The following is a 16,705-nucleotide window of genomic DNA, read 5'->3' on the forward strand; positions in this document are numbered from 1 at the left end:
GGACCAGAAGATGAATCACGACAACGAAGACCCCACCATCCGCGGAGGCTCGGCCTCCCCGTCTCGCCGCAACGTCGTCGCGGCGGCCTGGGCCGCGCCGGTCGTGTTCGCGGCCGTCGCAGCACCCATGGCCGCCGCGTCGATGACTCGGAGTCTCGTCCTGCAGAGCGACGCGACCGAGACCGTCGCGTCCGGGGAGTCGTTCTCGCCGATCACCGTTCTGCTCCAGCAGGGGACCGCTCCGGTCGGCGAGGGAGAGGCTGTCGTCTTCGAGGTGATCTCGGGTGATGCTGCGTTCGAGGATCTCGGTGCGGTGTTCCCGACGACCACCTACGAAGACGGGTCGGCTACGGCGTTCGGGCTGACGGCCGGCACGAGCTCGGGGCCTGTCACGGTGCGCATCTCGGCGCTCGGTGCGACCTCCCTCCTCCAGGTCCTCCTGATCTCGTGAGGCCTTCGACCGCCGCCGCCGTGGTCTTCGCCGCAGTCGCCGTGCTCTGCGGCTGTACTGCGCCGTCGGCGGTCGACGGCCCGACCCGCGCCTCTCCGCCTGGATCAGCGGATGCGGTCCTCGCGGTCATCGGAGACGTCCCCGAGCCCGTCGCGCCCGGTTCCGCCTTCGACGCGGCGAACGTGCTCGTCAGCAGGGACGGATCGCCTGTCGCGGACGTGACGGTCACGTTTCACGTCGCTTCCGGTCCCGCCGCCTTCGAGGGCGAGGTCCTGGCCGTCCAGACCGATGCCGACGGGATCGCGACGGCTGCCGATCTGGTGGCGACGGAGGGAACAGGGGATGTGGAGCTCGTCGCTTCGGCGGGAGACGCTTCGCTGACGGTGCGACTCGAGGTCGAGTGAGCCGAGGATCGAGCTGCGTCGTCGGTGACGCTGGAGGCGTCGCGACGCGCGCTCGTCTCGCGGCCCCCTCCGGGACTGCCAGGCGGACCGGCGCGCTCGGCGCGGGTGCCTCAGGGTCTCACGTCCCGACGACTCGCCCTCCTGGCCGTGAAGCGCGCCCCCTCGAGCACCCCCGTGGGAGACGCCTGAGAGCGCTTGCAGAAGACGCCCCGGGAGTCAACGCCCTCCTCCAACCGACTCCTGTCGATTTACAGTCCAGGTATCCGGTCGGAAACCCCGCTCAGGGAGCCCTTCCGCCGGTGGAGCGAGGGTGTGGAGATGTCGAGAGAAGACGTGACGCCGGGTCGGTTCGCCCGCTTCGTGAAGTGGGTCCCGAGGGCCGACGGCTGGGAGCCCGAGTACCTCCGCGGGCGCGTGCTCGCCAAGGGCGACGGCGAGTGGATCGTCGAGGTCCTGGGCGAGGAGAAGCGCATCGACAAGGCCGTGTGGAGCGTGTACCGCTGACGATCAGCGGTGCTGACCGGGCCGCTGCACGCCGGTCACGGTGATGCTCAGCGAGCCCGTGGTGCCCTGCGCACCGGTCGGCGCCGACTCCGGCAGCCGCACTGTGAGGCGCAGGTTGTCGGTCGCACCGACCGCCAGGGCGGGGGACGCCGGGAGGTCGATGCGCGCCGTCGCGGGGCGGTCGGCGGCGACGGTGGTCACCGTTCCGGCGCAGGTCGCTCCGTCGGTCGACCAGGGCTGAGAGCAGCGGTCGATCGCGAGCTGCAGCCCGTCCGACGACGAGGCGCCGACGACGGGGGCGGTGGTCTCGAGCTGCAGCGCCGACATCCTGAGGGTGCCGATGTTGGTGAGGTCGAGGAGGCGGACGGCGATCGCGCCGGGCGTGAGCCCCGTCACCGGGACGGAGGCGGTCGTGCGGCCCGTGGCGTCGAACTCGGCGATCACGACGCCGCCGCTCACTCCGGCGCCGGCGCTCGCCCGGTCGGTGAAGACGGCGACCGCGCCTCCCGCCGCCCCGAGGAGCAGCAGGCCCGCGGTGGCCAGGGCGAACGGGGTCCCACCGCGGAGACGGCCGACGACCTCCCTCCGGTGGGACCCGCCCGCCCGGTGCGCCCCGCGGCTCACGAGCGCACCTCGGCCGGGCGCCGCCAGATCGCGAGCAGCACCCCGCCCACCACGGCCGCGCCTCCGACGGCGAAGAACGCGAACCGCGCCTCCGGCTGCGCGAGCGCGATGCTCGGCCAACCCAGCAGCGGTACCGAGGTCTGCTCGCGCCAGATGCGCTGATCGGCGATGGTCACGATCCACGGGTCGGCGGTCGGATTGTTGTCGCCCTTCGTCGTGAGGGCGAGCTCTCCGGGCTCGCGGCCGCGCAGAGTGGCCGCCTCGTCCTCCGGGTAGACGAAGGTGATGCGGTGGATGACGCGGCGCTCCGGCACATCCGGATCGGTGAAGACGATGACGTCGCCCGCGCGGATCTCGGTCGGGGCAGCCGGGAGGGTGATCGCGAGCGAGCCGACGGGCATGTCGGGTGCCATCGAGTTCGAGAGCACGGGCACGAGCCGCACGACGCCGAGTGCCGAGAGCACGAAGACGGCGACGCCGACGAGGGCGACGAGACCGACGGCGACGCCGAGGACGGAGCGGAGGAGTCTCATGCGCGCTCCTCCTCGTCGCGTCGTCGCCGGGCGGCCCCGGCGAGCAGGGCGCCCGCGCCGAGCGCGAGCAGTCCGCCGAGGAGCGCCGCGCCGACGTCGCGACCGGTGACGGCGAGGCCGCCGGGGAGCGGGAGGGCGATCGGCCCGGAGCCGGGGCCGACCGGGATGTCGTCCGCCTCGGTCACGACGACGCGCAGGCCGGCGTCGGTGTCCTCGAGCTCGTTGCCCGCTGTGGACGGGAAGGCGACACGCACCCGCACCCCGATCGTGGCGCCGCGGGCGACCGGGCGGGACCCCTCGAGACGGCCGAGGACCGCGGCGGGGCCGGACCCGAGCGGGACGACCTCGACGGGGCAGACGTAGCGCTCGATGTCGCGGCCGTCGGCGAGGCGGCGGTCGACGACCGTGAAGGCGGAGGGGCAGAGATCGACGACCAGCTGCAGGCCGTCGCGCGGGTCGGTGGCGAGGTCGTCCGGTCCATCGACCACGAAGGCCACCGAGAGGTCGTGCGGCGAGGTGCCGATGTTGGTCACCTCGGCCGCCCACTCGGCGGTGTCGCCGGGAGCGAGGCCCGACAGCGCGGAGGGGGCGCTGAGCTCCCGCACGTCGATGACGCTCTGCGGAGCGGCGCTCGCCGACGGCGCGAGGAGGACGGGCGCGAGGAGGGCCGCCGCGAGGGCGGCGCCGATCGCGCGAACGTGGTGCATGGGGCTCCGGGGGAAGAAGGGGTCCCCGCTCGGGGCGGGGGAGGGACCCGCTCCGCCCGAGGTGCCGGGCGGAGCGGGAGCGGGCTACTTCTGGATGCCCGCGCGCTGGATGGCGGCCGCCGTGAAGGTGATCTGCGCGGTGGCGTTCTCGTAGTCGTTGTCGGCCGCGGTCGGCAGGACGAGCTCGATCAGCGTGTAGAGCGACACGTCACCGGCGTCCGACGGGAAGGTGCCGGTCGTGGTGGGGGTGATGCCGAAGTTCGCCGGGGTGAAGTTCGCCGCGTTGGCGACTCCGCCGATGGTCGACAGCTTGCCCGAGCCGGTGGGGGTGCTGGTTCCGGCGCAGGTGTAGGGGCCGTTCGTCGCGGGGGCGGTGGCCGCCGTGGTCCACGGGACGGTGCAGGTGAGGAGGCGGTAGTTGAGTCCGTCGGTGCCCGTGACGAGCGACTCGCCGGGGCCGGTGAGCGCAGGGTCGTCGGTGCCCGCGGTCTCGGAGGTGACGTCCTGGTAGAAGCGCACCGTCGAGACGAGGTCGCCGTCGTTGGTCGCGTTGGGCAGCACGAGAGTCAGCGGGCGCTGGATCGTGTCGCCGGGCGCGATGTCTTGGACGGTGAAGCCTCCGGTCACGTTGATGTCGGTCTGGCCGGCGTCGACGTTGCCGACCGCGGTTCCGGAGTCGGTGAAGACGGCGAACGCGCCGGCGCCGGCGAGGGCGCCCGCCGCCAGGAGGACACCGCCGGTGAGGGCGATCTTCTTCCACGGGGCGCGGCGCTTCGGGCTGGATTCGGGTGCTGTGATGGTCATGAGACCGGTCCTCTCTGGTGGGTGCCCGGGTCGGGCGTGGTCTTCCCGGCACGGAGGTGTGCGGGTCGAGTCGTGGGCGGGAGCCGCATCAGCAGCCCCTCGCGGTGGTGACGGCCGGCTGGGCGACCGCGGTCGAGGCGGCCGAGGCGACTCCGAGCCAGCGCTGCAGGTCGGGTCGCACCCGCCACTGGTAGCTGCGGCCCTCGCCGAGTCGTTCGTCGGTGAAGCTCGTGGCCGCGGCGGCGGGAGTCGCCACCACGGTCCACGCGCCGGGGGTCGCGCCGGCGAGGCGGCGCTCGAGCGTCCAGCCCGTGGCGCCGGGCGCGGCGGCCCAGCTCACGAGAGTGCTCGGGCGGTTCGCCGTGCAGCTCGCGACCGGAGTCGCGACGACGGAGGAGCGGGTCCAGGTGCCGAGGCCGATCGAGCCGCCGGTCGTGTCGGTGCCGGTGAAGCCGCGGCGGGTGAGCGGAGCGGGGTCGACGAACACCGTGATCGTGCTGCTCGCCGTGAGCGCGCCGTCGGACACCGTGTACGCGATCGGGAACGAGCCGGTCGCCGCCCCGGGCGTGTAGGTGCAGGTCGCTCCGGCGCAGCCGAACGTGCCGCTGCCGACGGAGCCGACGGAGGAGAGGGTCAGCGTGGTGCCCGCGTCCTCGTCGGTGTCGTTGGCGAGCGGCGAGACGGTGACGGAGGCGCCTCCCGCGGTGGCGACCGCGCGGTCGGGTCGGGCGACGGGCGCCTTGTTGAGGGCGGTCACCGTGACGGTGACGCGCACGTTCCAGGTGCCGTAGGTGCCCGAGAGCGCGTAGTCGAAGACGTCGGTGCCGACGTAGGCCGCGATGGGCCGGTAGGTGCACTGGCCCCGGGTCGCGCCGCTGTCGACGCAGGTGACCGACCCCATGATCGGGGCGGCCGGCGCGGGCGACGCGGCGCTTCCGATGACCTTGGGCGTCGCCGAGAGCTGCGCCCGCGAGAACGTCGCGCCGGTGGCAGCCGCGCCGTCGTTGGCGAGCACGTCGATGACGACCGAGCCGCCCTGCACCACCGTGGCCGAGTCGACCTGCGGGTCGGGGATCGCGGCGACGGTGACGGAGGCGGTGCGCGTGATCACGGCTCCCGTCGGCGGTGTCGCGGTGGCGGTCGCGGTGTTCGCGATCGAGCCGGCCGTCACATCGGCGGCGGTCGTCGTGTAGGTGGCGGTCGCGGTGACGACCTGGCCGGGGGTGAGCCGGCCGGCCGTGCCCGGCCAGGTGAAGGCGAGGGCCGAGAGCCCGGTCTTGGGGTCGGTGATGCCGACGCCCGTCAGGGTCGTGTTGCCCGTGTTCGTCGCGCGGAACGTGTACGTGATCACGGTGCCGGCGGTGCTGATGAAGGCCGGGTTCGCCGTCTTGGTGAAGGCGAGGTCGGCCGCGCGGGTGAGAGTGGTGGTGCGGGTGGCGGTGGCCGTGACGTTCGCCCCGGTGGGCGGCTTGCCCGTCACCGTCGCCGTGTTGACGACCGAGCCCGCGTCGACATCCGCCTGGGTGAGCGTGTAGGTCGCGGAGGCGGAGACCGACTGTCCGATGCCGAGCTCGCCGGTCGCGCCGGGCCAGGCGCCGTAGACGACCGTGACCTTCGGGTCGGTGATCGCGACTCCGGTGAGCGGCACGTTGCCCGAGTTGGTCGCCGTGAACGTGTAGGCGATGGTCGAGCCGACCGTGGAGCCCGCGAGGGTGCCGTTCTTCGTGAGGCTGATCGCGGGGGCGTAGCGGATGGGCGTGTTGACGGTCGAGGAGGCGCTGACCGTCGTCGGGGTGGCCGCGAGCGTGCGACCGCTGACCGTCGCCGTGTTGGTGAAGGAGGCTCCGGTGTTGATGTCGGCCTGCGTCACTGTGTACGGCGCGGAGGTGAAGGTCGCCGTCGTCTGCGGGGCCAAGGTCGTGCTCAGCGGCGTGATGCCGGCGACCTTCGGGTCGGAGACGGCGACGTTCTGGAGGGTGACGTTGCCGGTGTTGCGGGCGGCGAAGCTGTAGGTGATGGTCTCGCTCGCGTCGGCGAGCGTGTTGGCGTTGGTGTCGGCGAGCGCGCCGGTCTTGGTGAGCGAGATCGCCGGGGCGGGGGTGGTGATGGGGGCGGTGACGGTGGCGGTCTTGCTGGTGACGCCGACCGTGGCCTGACCGGGAGTGGTCTTGGTCGCGGAGGCTGTCGCCGTGTTGACGAGGTTGCCCGCGACCGCCTCCGCGGCGGTGACGGTGTGCGTGCCCGTACAGGTGACCGTGGCGAGCGGAGCGAGTGTCGTCGTCGGACAGGTCACCGTCGGGACCTTCGGGTCCGAGACCGCGACTCCGCTGAGCGTGCCGTTGACAGAGCCGTTGGTCACGACGAACTGGTAGGGGATGACCGAGCCCTCGGAGTAGGTCGCGGGCTGCGTCGTGGTGCGGTCGATCTGCTTCACGAGGGTGATGTCGTCGAGGTTGTTGATGGAGGAGACCGAGACGTTGCGGATCAGGTGCGTATCGCTCGAGCCGCCGGTGGAGGCGGTGAAGCCGAGCTTGAAGGTGGGCGGCGCGTTCGTCGCCATCGTGAACTGCATCACCTGGGTCAGGCTGGAGGCGGGCAGGCCCGCCGAGCTGCCGTAGTACACGGTCACGACGGGCTTGGCGTCGGGCGAGACGGTCACGCGGATGGTACGGCCGACGTCCGTGCCCGGCGTGCCTGTGTTGGCGAGGTTGAGGGTAGGGCGGAGGGAGATCGCGTTGCTGCGGGCGATGTAGCAGTAGTTGGCCGTGCCCTGCCCGGGGCCGCGAGCGACGATGCGGTTCTGCACCCGGGCGCCCGCTGCGGCGTTGGTAGGACAGCCGGCTCCCAGCCCACCGTCGTCGAACGAGAAGTTGCCGTACACGTCGAGGCCGATGCCGAGGTAGCCGCCGTTGACGCCGGGGACGGCTGTCGACTGCCCGTAGCCGAGCGACCCTCCCGGGGCACCCGCCGCGGTGAGGCTGCGCGACCCGTCGGATAGGAAGAAGCCGATGCCGTCAGCTCCCTGCAGCCCGAGGAGCGCCTGGTACTGGTACTGGTCGAACTGCACGTCGAGCCCACCGGTCGCGGGGATCGGCCGGTTGAAGACGGCGCCGCCCTTCGCGTTGTTGCGGGTGTCGGTCAGCTGGAGGAACCCTGTCGCGAAGTCGGCGCGAGGAGCCTGCTCGCGGTTGGCGCAGACTCCGAGGTTCGAGGCCCCGGTCGGCGGAGCCGCGGTGGCACGGGTGATGCAGGCACTGTCGAGCGCCTGCCAGGCCGGGTCCGGCACGCTCGTGCCGCCGAAGCTCTCCTGGAGGAGCACCGTCGCGGCCTCGGCCTTCGTCGCCGGCAGTACGACCAGCACCGCCGCGAGCAGCGCGAGCACGAGGGTCAGCGCGATCGACCGGCGATCGGCTGGGCGGGTCCGTCCTCGCGGAGTCTGCCGGTGGCGCCCGAGCGCGCGCACTTCCGACATGTCTCGCTCCCCCAGATCCCGCTGGGCCGGATGGTCCCGGTCGAGCAGGCATCAAGATACGTCCGGCCGGGGGACAAAAAGTCCCCCTAACTAGGCACACGGAGGACCAATCCGATGTCCGCCTTTCGGGGGGTGCCCAGGAGGGGGTCGGGGCGTGCCCATGCGAGGCTCACAGAGTTTTCAGACTCGGCGTTCGGGTGGGGAGGCTTCCGCCTCGCCGCTGCGGTGCCGGTGCCCTAGGGATCCGCGTCTTTCCGCGGGAGGAGACCCTCGGCAGCGCGTGAACGGCGGTGATTCGATGCCGCCCTCGCTCCGCGGCCATCGGCGCCGAAGCGTCAGAGGCAAGCGTTCTCCCGCCCGCGGCGCTGGCGCGGAATGCCGCCGAGATGACGCAGGTGCACCCAGGATGGCGGCGGTCCTCGAGCCTCGGGGGCGCCTCCACGGGCCCGGCGGCTGTCGTGGCAGCATGCCGGGATGAAGCTCCTGATCCTCGGCGGCACGGCATGGCTCGGTCGACGGCTCGCGACGGAGGCGCTCGAGCGCGGCCACGACCTCACGACGACGGAGTCGCCGATGTCGCGCAAGGGCAGGCCGCGCTTGAGGGGTTCGGAACGTCGCAGGCTCTCATCGTGCGGGCCGGGCTGCTCGCCGCGTCCCGGGGTCCGACCGGGCGCGGCTCCACTTGTCGTGGCGCTTCGCGAATCCCGCAGCCGCATCCGCTCGATGCTGTCTGTTGGGCCCTAGTCGTGGGCGCTCGGTCCTCGCAGAAGCCAGACGGCACCCCAGACATGCAGGGCGAGCGACATGATGGCGAGACCGATGAATCCGGCGAAGAGGAAAGTCGGGTCGGTATCTGCTGATGCAGGATTGGCCAGTGTCCATGCCACTTCTGGTAGAGCGTAAGCGGCCATCATGGACAGCCCGAAGGTCAGTACTAGTGGCAGGACTACGGCGATTCTTCTCATCGAGAGGCTCCCTTTCTCGAGGTGCAGGACCAGGTGATCTCCTGTGTCGACCGCTGGCGGGAGGCACGGTAACAGTATGTGAAGAAAGCTCGCATGAGGACAGTTTCAGAACGGGGGGTAGGCGTGGATGTGGACCGCACTGGCGCAGCCGTGGCGGTAACTGCGAAGGTGCACCGTCTCCGCCGTCGCGTCCGTCGGGATCCAGGCCGACCGACCCGATAGCGCTCACGAAAGTCCAGTGCGGCAGCGGGACGACTCACGTGCAATGGGTGCTGCCAGATGCAGCGGTAGGCCGCCAGGACTCGAGCCGCCCAATCGCCGTCGCGGGCCCGGCGGCTGTCGTGGCAGCATGCCGGGATGAAGCTCCTGATCCTCGGCGGCACGGCATGGCTCGGTCGACAGCTCGCGACGGAGGCGCTCGAGCGCGGCCACGACGTCACTTGCGTCGCTCGCGGCACGGACGTTCCCCTCGGTGCCCGGCTGGTGCGCGCCGACCGCGACAGCGACGACGCGCTGGCCGGCGTCGCCGCCGAGCGCTGGGACGCCGTACTCGACGTCGCCCGGCAGCCCGGCCACGTGCGGCGGGCGGTGCGCGACCTCGCGCCGGTCGCCGAGCGATACCTCTTCGTCTCGACCGGCAACGTCTACGCGTCCCAGGCCTTCGTCGGGGCGGATGAGGACGCTGAGCTGTTGTCGGCGCTCGCCGCCGACTCCTACGTCGATGCCGATGACTACGGATCCGCGAAGGTCGCGTGCGAGCAGGCCGTGCTCGAGGGCTTCGGGGAGTCGCGGTCGCTGATCGCGCGGGCCGGGTTGCTCGGCGGGCCGGGGGATCCGACGGGGCGCAGCACGTACTGGCCGTGGCGGTTCGCGCACCCGGCGGTGGAGGGGGCGGTGCTGGTGCCGGATGCGCCGGAGCTGCCGGCCGCGGTGCTGGATGTGCGGGACCTCGCGGCGTGGCTGGTGCGGTGCGCCGCTCTCGGTACCGCGGGCGTCTTCAACGCGGCCGGAGTAGCGGTTCCGCTGCCCGCGTTCCTCGCAGCGGCCGCTGCCGGCTCCTCAGCGGAGCCGGTGCGCGCTCCCGAGCAGTGGCTGAAGGATCACGGCGTGAACGAGTGGGCGGGGCCGCGCTCGCTGCCGCTCTGGCTGGCGGATCGGTCCTGGTACGGGATGAACGCGCGATCGACGGCGCGTGCGGAGGCGGCGGGGCTGGTGCGGCGGCCGTTGGAGGAGACGCTGCGGGACGGGGCGGCGGCGGGGTTCGTGGGTGGGGTGGGGCTCCCCGATACCGACGAGCGCGAATTGATCGGGTCGCTTCGCCCCTAGTGTCTGGCGACGAATGCCACGCCCTCGTTGTAAGGGGTAGGGGCTGCCGCCAGCTGGAAATCTGGCCGAGAGATCACGCGCGCAGGCAGCAAAGGGCCTGCGCGACTCGAGACGCGCTTGCAAGCATGTTGGTCGAGTAGCCGCCGAAGGCGGCGTATCGAGACCCACCTCCCTTGGAATGCTACGAGTCTGACCTTTGTCCAGCAGGTTCGGTCGGTTGGCCGTCAATCGCTCCATCGTCTGCATTCGGGTCGAGCATGGTCTGGTCCGCGATCACGGCAAGAGTCACTGCCTCGACGTCGATCGGATCCACTGCAACCGTGTCGTCGGGTATCGACTCTGCCTCGTCGACCCCCCCCCAGCATGGTCCGCCCACTCATCGAAGGACACGTCGTACTTGTCAGAGAGGTATCGAGCGCGATAGATCCGTGTTGTCTCCTACAGAGTCCGGATCGGCATGTCGTTGCTCAGGCCCGCAGGGACGATCCCGCCGACAACGGGCACCAAGTGCGTGAGGTGCTTCTGGTTTAGCTTGACATCGATTCGATTAAAGACAACCCGAATCACTTTCGCGACGATCTCTTTCTCTAGTTCCTCACTTTTTGTTATCAAAGCAGTGGCCCGGATTGAGGGAGAGGTAGCATATACCAATCAAGTGCATGCGTGCCTACGCATGCACTTTCTACTAGAAAGTCGACTATTCTGGTATGCGTTCTCGAAAATCTTGTCAGGGTTTTTGTTGCGCTTGGATGGCATCGACGATCTCCGTCTCGAGATCGGTTACGTAATCTCTCTCGCCGGTGATCGACATTCGACTTCTATTCAGCGCATCGCGGACTTCGCGCTGAATACGTAACTCGTCGTAACCTGCGAATCGGTCGCGCGTCTCCTTAGCTATAGTAATTAATTCGACCGGTACATCTTCGAACATGCGGATACTGGTAGTAAGAGGCATCGTGGAAATATCGCGCACTCCTGACTTTCGGCGGAGCGGGCCGAGTCTTAGTATTGCGGTTCGGATGGCCGTTACACAATCGTTATCTCTTGCAACCACCTATCACCGACTGCGGCTCCCGTTGCGATTCTCTCGGGGAAACACCTGGTCAAGAGTCATTTCTGCTCTCAGAAGATTAAAGTCGAGGCCGCCTCGACTCTGTGCTAGGTTCTGAGCCCTGGGGGGAAGTTGAGGAATCAATGACTACGCAACAAAGCCTCCGGATTCATCAAAAATCTGCCAACCCACATATATGGGCTGCACAGAATGGGGAAAATTATGAATTGGAAGAAGTTGGGCGTTTCTGTTGCCATCATCGCGGGCAGCATCGCCGGAGTGGGCGCTGTGGCGACTTCGGCAGCGGCCGATGGGATCGAGTACCCGGCGGGGGGTACTTGGTATTACGGCGCTGGTGGTAAAACGGTCTACTCGCACTACTACAACAACGGTCGAACTCACAAGGCGACGGCATGCGGCGCGTACGACGCATCCGGGGCGTGCGAGTACACCGGCTGGAAGTCGCCAGGCACCCCGGCCCTCGCGAACCAGCCGGTGAAGCTCTCCGGCAACACGGCCTACTGGGACGTGCTGTAGCCGGCGGAAAGGCAACCAGTGGTCGCGGCGCACATGTGCCGCGACCACTGGACTGAGGAAGGTATCATCAGTTTGATGCATCGTCGTGAGGGAACAATGAACCGACTCACTAGAACAGGACTCGCTGCACTCTGTGTGAGTCTCGTGCTCACCATAACTTCATGTGCGTCCGACCCTCAGCAGTCAGAACAGTCAGAGACGGGCTCTGATCCGATGGCTTCCGTCAGCTCCGAAGGTTTTAGTGGTCCGTACGCAACAGAGTTTGCGTACAATTCATCCATTGCGCCCACCGAAGAAGTACGGCAGATCCTCTCTGACAGCGAAATTACCGAGGCAGAATTCAGTACGGTTCTCACTGCTTTCAAGCGCTGCGCCAGCGACCTCGGCTATGAAATCCGAGACTACAAGTTCGACGGCTCTTACGGCGTTGATTTCAAGGACGGCGAAGACACGGCGCTTGTGAATTCACGCATCAACGACTGTTCGAAGTCGACAGGCGAAGCGCAAGTCGGGTCGCTGTACAGCTGGATCAATCGCAACCCTGAACGCCTCAACGAATCCGAGATCGTTGCGGAATGCCTCGTGAAGAGTGGTGCTGTCGATAACGGCTTCACTGCAGCGGACTACGACTCAAGCATGATGAACAATGATGTTCCGTTCTTGGATCCGGCCACGGGGGGCGACACTCTCGAGAAGTGCCAGGTCGATCCGCTCGGTATCGGCGGTTGAGGGGCGGTCGTCGCGCCAGTGCTCGAGTGAAGCGGACCACTGGCGCGTGGACTACCTTCCTGCTTGTGACCGTATCGGTTGCTTCGGGGTCTCTCGCGGTCGGAATCGCTCTGTCGCCGGATAAGCTTCCCGCCAGCTCGACCGTGGATCCCGCAGCGAGTTCCGAACAGGTTGCGATCACGTCAACGACGATAGCGGACCCCCGCACCGTGGCGCTGATCGTCAATTCCGGCGATTCAACTGAATTGCTCGCGCCGAAGTCGGGAATCATCACCGGATCGAATTGTGTGGTGGGCGGTAGCGCGCAGAGCGGTCAATCGGTTTTCGAGATCGACGGCCGCCCTGTCCTCAACCTCTACACATCCACGCCACTTTGGAGGGATCTGACGGTTGGAGATAAAGGCGATGATGTGGCTGCCCTGCAGGCGGCGCTGAACGACCTGGGATTCGGAACCCTTAGTGACGGCGTTCTTGGAACCTCCGCTGTTCGCGCAGTACAGAAGTTGCTGGGAACACCTGGGGCAGCTTCCGGAACCATCAGCACGATCACGCGCGCAGACATCTTGTGGATGCCGACCCCCACTCTGCCGATCGGGTCGTGCGACGCCATCCTCGGTGCCACGATCTCCGCGGGCGACCCATTGCTCTCGAGCGCGGAGAGCATTGCTTCCGCCCGTCTGGGCAACGTTCCCACGGACTTGGTTCCCGGTGACCGGATTCTGGCTGTAGGCGGCCAATCGATACCAGTCGGACCTGACGGATTCTCTCCCGCTGCGCTCGCACAACTCAACCAGGTCCCTCAGGTAGTAGACGCACTCGCCGCGGCGAAAGCCGCACCAGCTTCGGGCGGCCCTGTCGGGGCAGCTCAGCTCGATGTGACGTACCAGCTCGCTGCACCGAAGGATGCCTGGGGCGTCCCGGCAACAGCACTCACAGGACTCGAGGCCTCGGAGGGGTGTGTGTGGTCGGGGACCGTCGGATACCCTGTGAACATCGTCGTATCGCAACTGGGGAAGGTGTTCGTCTCCTTTGCTGCAGATGTAGGAAAAGCGCCTCCCGCAGTCGACTTGTCGCCTGACGAGGCGAAATCATGTCGGTAGGGGCGGAGTCAGAGGTTCTCGTCCGCCTTTCAGCCGTGACGCATAAATTCAGCAAAGAGGGCCCCCTTTTTCGCCCTATTTCCCTCGATCTTCGAAGCGGCACCGTGTATGCACTTCTCGGGCCATCCGGGTCCGGTAAGTCAACGCTGCTCGGTATCCTCGCAGGCCAGATCCGACCCAGTGATGGAATGGTCAAACGAAACGCGGAGCTTTCCGTAGGCTGGGTCTTTCAGAATCCGGTCGGCTCGGCGCGGCGTACTGCGTTGGATCATGTTGCGCTCCCTTTGCTTGGGAAAGGGCTCTCGCGGAATGAGGCAAACCAACACGCGGTGAGGATATTAGCGCGCTTTGGGTTGAGCGCTCAGAAGCGAACAGACTTCCGCCATCTCTCCGGAGGGGAAGCCCAGCGATTGCTACTGGCCAGAGCTGTCGCATTCTCGCCAGACATCTTGTTAGTCGACGAGCCGACGGCGCAGCTGGATCTGCGTGCAGCACGTAAGGTGAATGATGTTCTCGCGGAGATCGGAATGAAGGGGAGTGTAGTGGTTGTCGCGACCCACGACCCGCTCACCGCTGAGCGGTGCGACGTCAGAATCGAACTAGCGCTTCCGTGACGATGCGTAGGCGCGAAATCGTCGTAGAAGCCATCCGCAACGTGCGGTCGCGTGCGAGTCGTCCACTTTCGTTGTTCGCTTGTCTCGTAGTGCTCGTGGGGCTCCTTGCTGCCCTCGACGGCGCGAACGTTGTCAGCCTTATGGACGCGTATCGGAACTTCGTCAGCTCCGGGGCAACAATCATGACCGCCTCCGGGAAGGGGCTGCTGGATGCCCGGGAATGTGAGAGCTACGCAGGTGTGGGCCCGGTCTCATCATCAGGCGCAGCCCGAGATCATGGATCCATCCAGTTCGATCTAATGCCTTCGAACCCGGTTCCACTCTGGGAAGTCACACCCGGATTCGCCCGCATCCTGCTCCGATCGACATCGACACCAGGGCCCGGAATCGTCCTGTCAGATCAGGTTGCAGAAGCGATCGGGCGGACCACTGGCGATTCGGTTGGAACCGACCTCGGCAGCCAGACCGTCTCTGCGGTGTACGACTACCCCGACGACGGAAGAGTTCCAGGGTTCGGGTGGGCTGCGCTTTCGGTCGTGTCTCCGTCAGGGTCCTTCGATCAGTGCTGGGTGGACGTTCCGTCGTCTGACGAGACTCTCGCCATGTTGCCTCTCGCTTCGGCGACGTCGGGGAGCGCCGGAAACGTCATGCTCGGCCAGCTGAACTCCACGCTCGGTGCGCATTTCGATATTGCTGGTTCCATCGAGAGCCGCCCAAGTCGCCTTGCATCGGTAGCCTCTTTTCTGCTCTGCTTCCTCATTGCTGGAGCGTTTGTGCGCTCGCGGCGCGTCGAGCTCGCGTCGGCCCTACATATTGGAGTCCCCAAGACTGATCTCGTCGCACAGGTGTTGCTGGAGTACCTCTGCATCGCGCTTCCGGCCTTGTCCGTCTTGGCATCCGGCTGCGTGATCTTCTCTGTGCGTCTCAGTCAAGACGAGCCGCTTGTGCTCTTGACACCACTTCTCAAGATCGTCGTGTCGTCACTGTGTGGTGTCGTGCTGGGCGTGATCGTTCTTTCGGCCTCGGTTCGTGAACGTCTCCTTTACCGCAGTTTCAGAGATCGCGGGTAGGGCCGAAGCAGGACGGCTGTGTGGTGTTCTCAACGAGTCTGATCGTCTTGCGTTGCCCAGCCGAGTCGTCTCCTCTCTGCCCGCCCAAAGGGGCTCATCGCAATCGAGGGTGTAGTCGGGGTCTGAAGCGGCCGGTTTCCAGGAGTGATTTCGCGATGTAGTCGGTGAGGTTGCGGAAGCCGAGGGCGGAGCCGCGGAGGTGTTCGAGTCGGCCGTTGATCGCTTCGGTGGGACCGTTGGAGGTCCCGGGTCGGTCGAAGTAGGCGAGGATGTCGGCGGCCCGGGCCTTCATCGTGCGACCGAGCGTGACCAGCTCCATCAGGGCTCGTGGAACGGCGCTGCTGATCGACGCGATCAGTGCTTCCATCGCGGTCTTCCCGGCGGTGCGGTCGGGGTCGCGGTAGGCGGCGATCATGCGTTGCTAGATGTCCCAGGTCGCTTCGATCTCGACATGCTCGTCGACCGCGAACAAGGCCTCGAGGCGCGCTTGCTGCTTGTCGGTGAGCAGGTTCGAGCCGGTGTGCAGGGTCCGGCGTGCCGAGTAGAGCGGGTCCCCGGAACGCTCGCGGTGTCCCATCGTCTGTTGTTGAACGCGTTGCCGGCAGCGGTCCAGGGCGTCGCCGGCGAGGCGGACGAGGGCCGCAGTCATGGCAGTCTGGCCAGACACCGAACTCTTTTGGGGGACACCGCATGTCGAAGCACGCGATCGATGACGTCGAGATCGACGATGACGCCGCTCGGGCGACCGTCGAGGAGGAGAGAGGGGAGCTGCGGGACTTCGTCGCCGGATTGAGCGTGGAGGACATCAAGTCTGGGAACTGGTTCGAGCATCTGCTTGCCAACGCCTTGAAGTCGTACACCCAGAAGGTCGATGGAGAGTACTTCCGGGAGAAGTACAAGGGCGTCCCGGCAGACGGCATCGTCGATCGACGGATCAAGCTCGCTGCTCGCTATGCGGCGTTGGAAGGCGGAGCCTCGGCCGGTGCTTACACGGCTGCCGTCGCTGCGACGTTCGGGAGCGCCGGCGTTGCGGGCGCTCTCACGGTTCCCGCCGCGGTCGGGACGATCATGGTCGACGTCGCGTTCACTACTCAGTTGCAGGTCCGCCTCGCCTACGACATCGCCGTTCTCTACGGTCTCAAGCTCGATCCGTCCGATCCCGAGGACCTCTGGAAGCTCATCCGTGTGGCCTTCACGATCAAGGGCGGCGAGGTGGCACGCGAGGGAGTTCTGAAGGCGGTCCCCGTGATGATGCGGCCTCTCATCAAGAAGTTCTACTCCGGCCCCGCCCTCGCCGCGGCGAAAGGGCTGCCGATCGTCGGCAAGCACCTTCTTCAGCGCAATGTGATCAAGATCGCGATCCCCGCGGTGGGCGTCCCCCTCGCTATCGGGCTCAACCACTGGACGACGCTCATAGCAGGCCGTCACGCCCAGGCCGTCTTCCGGAACGAAGCGAGGGTCATCGAGCTCGCGAAGGCGCTGAGCGGCCGGAGTCGGCACCCGCAGCTGATGCTGTGGGTAGCTTGGCTCGTCATCAACGCCGACCGCACGATCTCCGATGACGAGACCTTGCTCTTCCAGCACCTGGTCGTTCAGGTGAGAGAAGACCACCTCGTCCGCGATGAGCAACTTTCCAGGGTCGTCGACATCGATGCCGCCGACGTCTTCCGTCGGCTCGAGGCGGAGTCTGGCGACCTGACTGACCTGATCGATGCTGCAGAACGAGTCGCGTCTGTTGACGGCGACATGAACGCGGGGGAGAAGAGCGTCATCGCTGAGCTCCGTCGTCGGAGTGCATCGGTCTGACCCTGCCG

General features: G+C 67.3%; 17 protein-coding genes and 1 pseudogene. 10 read left to right on the forward strand and 8 right to left on the reverse strand.

What is annotated here, in order from left to right:
- Positions 1-10: 10 nt before the first annotated feature.
- From GRS92_RS08610 to GRS92_RS08620, 3 genes are all read left to right on the forward strand, one after another.
- A complete protein-coding gene (locus GRS92_RS08610) occupies positions 11-451 on the forward strand; it encodes a hypothetical protein (protein WP_159855258.1) in 441 nt (146 codons plus the stop codon).
- Complete coding sequence (locus GRS92_RS08615) at positions 448-855, forward strand: hypothetical protein (protein ID WP_159855260.1); 408 nt, start codon at positions 448-450, stop codon at positions 853-855. Before GRS92_RS08610 ends, GRS92_RS08615 begins: the two co-directional genes overlap by 4 nt.
- A 318-nt stretch (positions 856-1,173) precedes the next feature.
- Complete coding sequence (locus GRS92_RS08620; RefSeq protein WP_159855262.1) at positions 1,174-1,359, forward strand: hypothetical protein; 186 nt, start codon at positions 1,174-1,176, stop codon at positions 1,357-1,359.
- A gap of 3 nt (positions 1,360-1,362) precedes the next feature.
- Here GRS92_RS08620 and GRS92_RS08625 read toward each other — a convergent pair whose 3' ends face one another.
- From GRS92_RS08625 to GRS92_RS08650, 6 genes are all read right to left on the reverse strand, one after another.
- A complete protein-coding gene (locus GRS92_RS08625; protein ID WP_159855264.1) occupies positions 1,363-1,983 on the reverse strand; it encodes a TasA family protein in 621 nt (206 codons plus the stop codon).
- Positions 1,980-2,516, reverse strand: a complete 537-nt coding sequence (locus GRS92_RS08630; RefSeq protein ID WP_159855266.1) for a signal peptidase I — start codon at positions 2,514-2,516, stop codon at positions 1,980-1,982. The genes GRS92_RS08625 and GRS92_RS08630 overlap by 4 nt, the downstream gene beginning before the upstream one ends.
- Positions 2,513-3,223 carry a hypothetical protein gene (locus GRS92_RS08635; protein WP_159855268.1) on the reverse strand — a complete coding sequence of 237 codons (711 nt, stop codon included), beginning with the start codon at positions 3,221-3,223 and terminating at the stop codon, positions 2,513-2,515. The genes GRS92_RS08630 and GRS92_RS08635 overlap by 4 nt, the downstream gene beginning before the upstream one ends.
- A gap of 84 nt (positions 3,224-3,307) precedes the next feature.
- A complete protein-coding gene (locus GRS92_RS08640; RefSeq protein WP_159855270.1) occupies positions 3,308-4,027 on the reverse strand; it encodes a TasA family protein in 720 nt (239 codons plus the stop codon).
- 88 nt (positions 4,028-4,115) lie between these two features.
- Positions 4,116-7,499 carry a DUF7507 domain-containing protein gene (locus GRS92_RS08645; RefSeq protein ID WP_159855272.1) on the reverse strand — a complete coding sequence of 1,128 codons (3,384 nt, stop codon included), beginning with the start codon at positions 7,497-7,499 and terminating at the stop codon, positions 4,116-4,118.
- A gap of 740 nt (positions 7,500-8,239) precedes the next feature.
- Positions 8,240-8,464 (reverse strand): hypothetical protein, encoded by a 225-nt coding sequence (locus GRS92_RS08650; RefSeq protein WP_159855274.1) that lies wholly within the window; start codon positions 8,462-8,464, stop codon positions 8,240-8,242.
- A 357-nt stretch (positions 8,465-8,821) separates the two neighbouring features.
- Between GRS92_RS08650 and GRS92_RS08655 the strand changes: the two genes are divergently transcribed.
- On the forward strand, positions 8,822-9,790 hold the full coding sequence (locus tag GRS92_RS08655; protein WP_159855276.1) for an NAD-dependent epimerase/dehydratase family protein: 969 nt from the start codon (positions 8,822-8,824) through the stop codon (positions 9,788-9,790).
- A 727-nt stretch (positions 9,791-10,517) separates the two neighbouring features.
- Here GRS92_RS08655 and GRS92_RS08660 read toward each other — a convergent pair.
- Positions 10,518-10,721, reverse strand: coding sequence for a hypothetical protein (locus GRS92_RS08660; RefSeq protein WP_159855278.1), 204 nt, complete (start codon positions 10,719-10,721; stop codon positions 10,518-10,520).
- A gap of 342 nt (positions 10,722-11,063) precedes the next feature.
- Between GRS92_RS08660 and GRS92_RS08665 the strand changes: the two genes are divergently transcribed.
- From GRS92_RS08665 to GRS92_RS08685, 5 genes are all read left to right on the forward strand, one after another.
- On the forward strand, positions 11,064-11,378 hold the full coding sequence (locus GRS92_RS08665) for a lactococcin 972 family bacteriocin (RefSeq protein ID WP_159855280.1): 315 nt from the start codon (positions 11,064-11,066) through the stop codon (positions 11,376-11,378).
- A gap of 213 nt (positions 11,379-11,591) precedes the next feature.
- Complete coding sequence (locus GRS92_RS08670) at positions 11,592-12,107, forward strand: hypothetical protein (RefSeq protein WP_159855282.1); 516 nt, start codon at positions 11,592-11,594, stop codon at positions 12,105-12,107.
- 65 nt (positions 12,108-12,172) lie between these two features.
- The gene (locus GRS92_RS08675) at positions 12,173-13,207 is read left to right on the forward strand and encodes a peptidoglycan-binding domain-containing protein (protein WP_235021889.1); all 1,035 of its coding nucleotides are present in this window, start codon (positions 12,173-12,175) and stop codon (positions 13,205-13,207) included.
- Positions 13,198-13,821, forward strand: a complete 624-nt coding sequence (locus GRS92_RS19220) for an ABC transporter ATP-binding protein (protein WP_159855286.1) — start codon at positions 13,198-13,200, stop codon at positions 13,819-13,821. The genes GRS92_RS08675 and GRS92_RS19220 overlap by 10 nt, the downstream gene beginning before the upstream one ends.
- Before the next feature lie 95 nt (positions 13,822-13,916).
- The gene (locus GRS92_RS08685) at positions 13,917-14,891 is read left to right on the forward strand and encodes an FtsX-like permease family protein (RefSeq protein ID WP_159855288.1); all 975 of its coding nucleotides are present in this window, start codon (positions 13,917-13,919) and stop codon (positions 14,889-14,891) included.
- Between the two features lie 94 nt (positions 14,892-14,985).
- On the opposite strand, the pseudogene GRS92_RS08690 reads toward GRS92_RS08685, so the two are convergent.
- Positions 14,986-15,528 (reverse strand): annotated as a pseudogene (locus GRS92_RS08690) (transposase); the annotation flags it as partial.
- A gap of 53 nt (positions 15,529-15,581) precedes the next feature.
- Here GRS92_RS08690 and GRS92_RS08695 point away from each other — a divergent pair.
- Positions 15,582-16,697: a hypothetical protein gene (locus GRS92_RS08695; protein WP_159855290.1), complete on the forward strand. Its 1,116-nt coding sequence runs from the start codon at positions 15,582-15,584 to the stop codon at positions 16,695-16,697.
- Positions 16,698-16,705 lie beyond the last annotated feature (8 nt).

The organism is Rathayibacter sp. VKM Ac-2754 (genome assembly GCF_009807095.1).
Classification (GTDB): Bacteria; Actinomycetota; Actinomycetes; order Actinomycetales; family Microbacteriaceae; genus Rathayibacter.

Excerpts from the sequence above, each read along its gene's own strand:
- GRS92_RS08650 (WP_159855274.1), bottom strand. The coding sequence starts at position 8,464 with ATGAGAAGAATCGCCGTAGTCCTGCCACTAGTACTGACCTTCGGGCTG.
- GRS92_RS08630 (WP_159855266.1), bottom strand. The coding sequence starts at position 2,516 with ATGAGACTCCTCCGCTCCGTCCTCGGCGTCGCCGTCGGTCTCGTCGCC.
- GRS92_RS08640 (WP_159855270.1), bottom strand. The coding sequence starts at position 4,027 with ATGACCATCACAGCACCCGAATCCAGCCCGAAGCGCCGCGCCCCGTGG.
- GRS92_RS08655 (WP_159855276.1), top strand. The coding sequence starts at position 8,822 with ATGAAGCTCCTGATCCTCGGCGGCACGGCATGGCTCGGTCGACAGCTC.
- GRS92_RS08635 (WP_159855268.1), bottom strand. The coding sequence starts at position 3,223 with ATGCACCACGTTCGCGCGATCGGCGCCGCCCTCGCGGCGGCCCTCCTC.
- GRS92_RS08620 (WP_159855262.1), top strand. The coding sequence starts at position 1,174 with ATGTCGAGAGAAGACGTGACGCCGGGTCGGTTCGCCCGCTTCGTGAAG.
- GRS92_RS08695 (WP_159855290.1), top strand. The coding sequence starts at position 15,582 with ATGTCGAAGCACGCGATCGATGACGTCGAGATCGACGATGACGCCGCT.
- GRS92_RS08660 (WP_159855278.1), bottom strand. The coding sequence starts at position 10,721 with ATGTTCGAAGATGTACCGGTCGAATTAATTACTATAGCTAAGGAGACG.
- GRS92_RS08665 (WP_159855280.1), top strand. The coding sequence starts at position 11,064 with ATGAATTGGAAGAAGTTGGGCGTTTCTGTTGCCATCATCGCGGGCAGC.
- GRS92_RS19220 (WP_159855286.1), top strand. The coding sequence starts at position 13,198 with ATGTCGGTAGGGGCGGAGTCAGAGGTTCTCGTCCGCCTTTCAGCCGTG.
- GRS92_RS08670 (WP_159855282.1), top strand. The coding sequence starts at position 11,592 with ATGGCTTCCGTCAGCTCCGAAGGTTTTAGTGGTCCGTACGCAACAGAG.
- GRS92_RS08610 (WP_159855258.1), top strand. The coding sequence starts at position 11 with ATGAATCACGACAACGAAGACCCCACCATCCGCGGAGGCTCGGCCTCC.
- GRS92_RS08645 (WP_159855272.1), bottom strand. The coding sequence starts at position 7,499 with ATGTCGGAAGTGCGCGCGCTCGGGCGCCACCGGCAGACTCCGCGAGGA.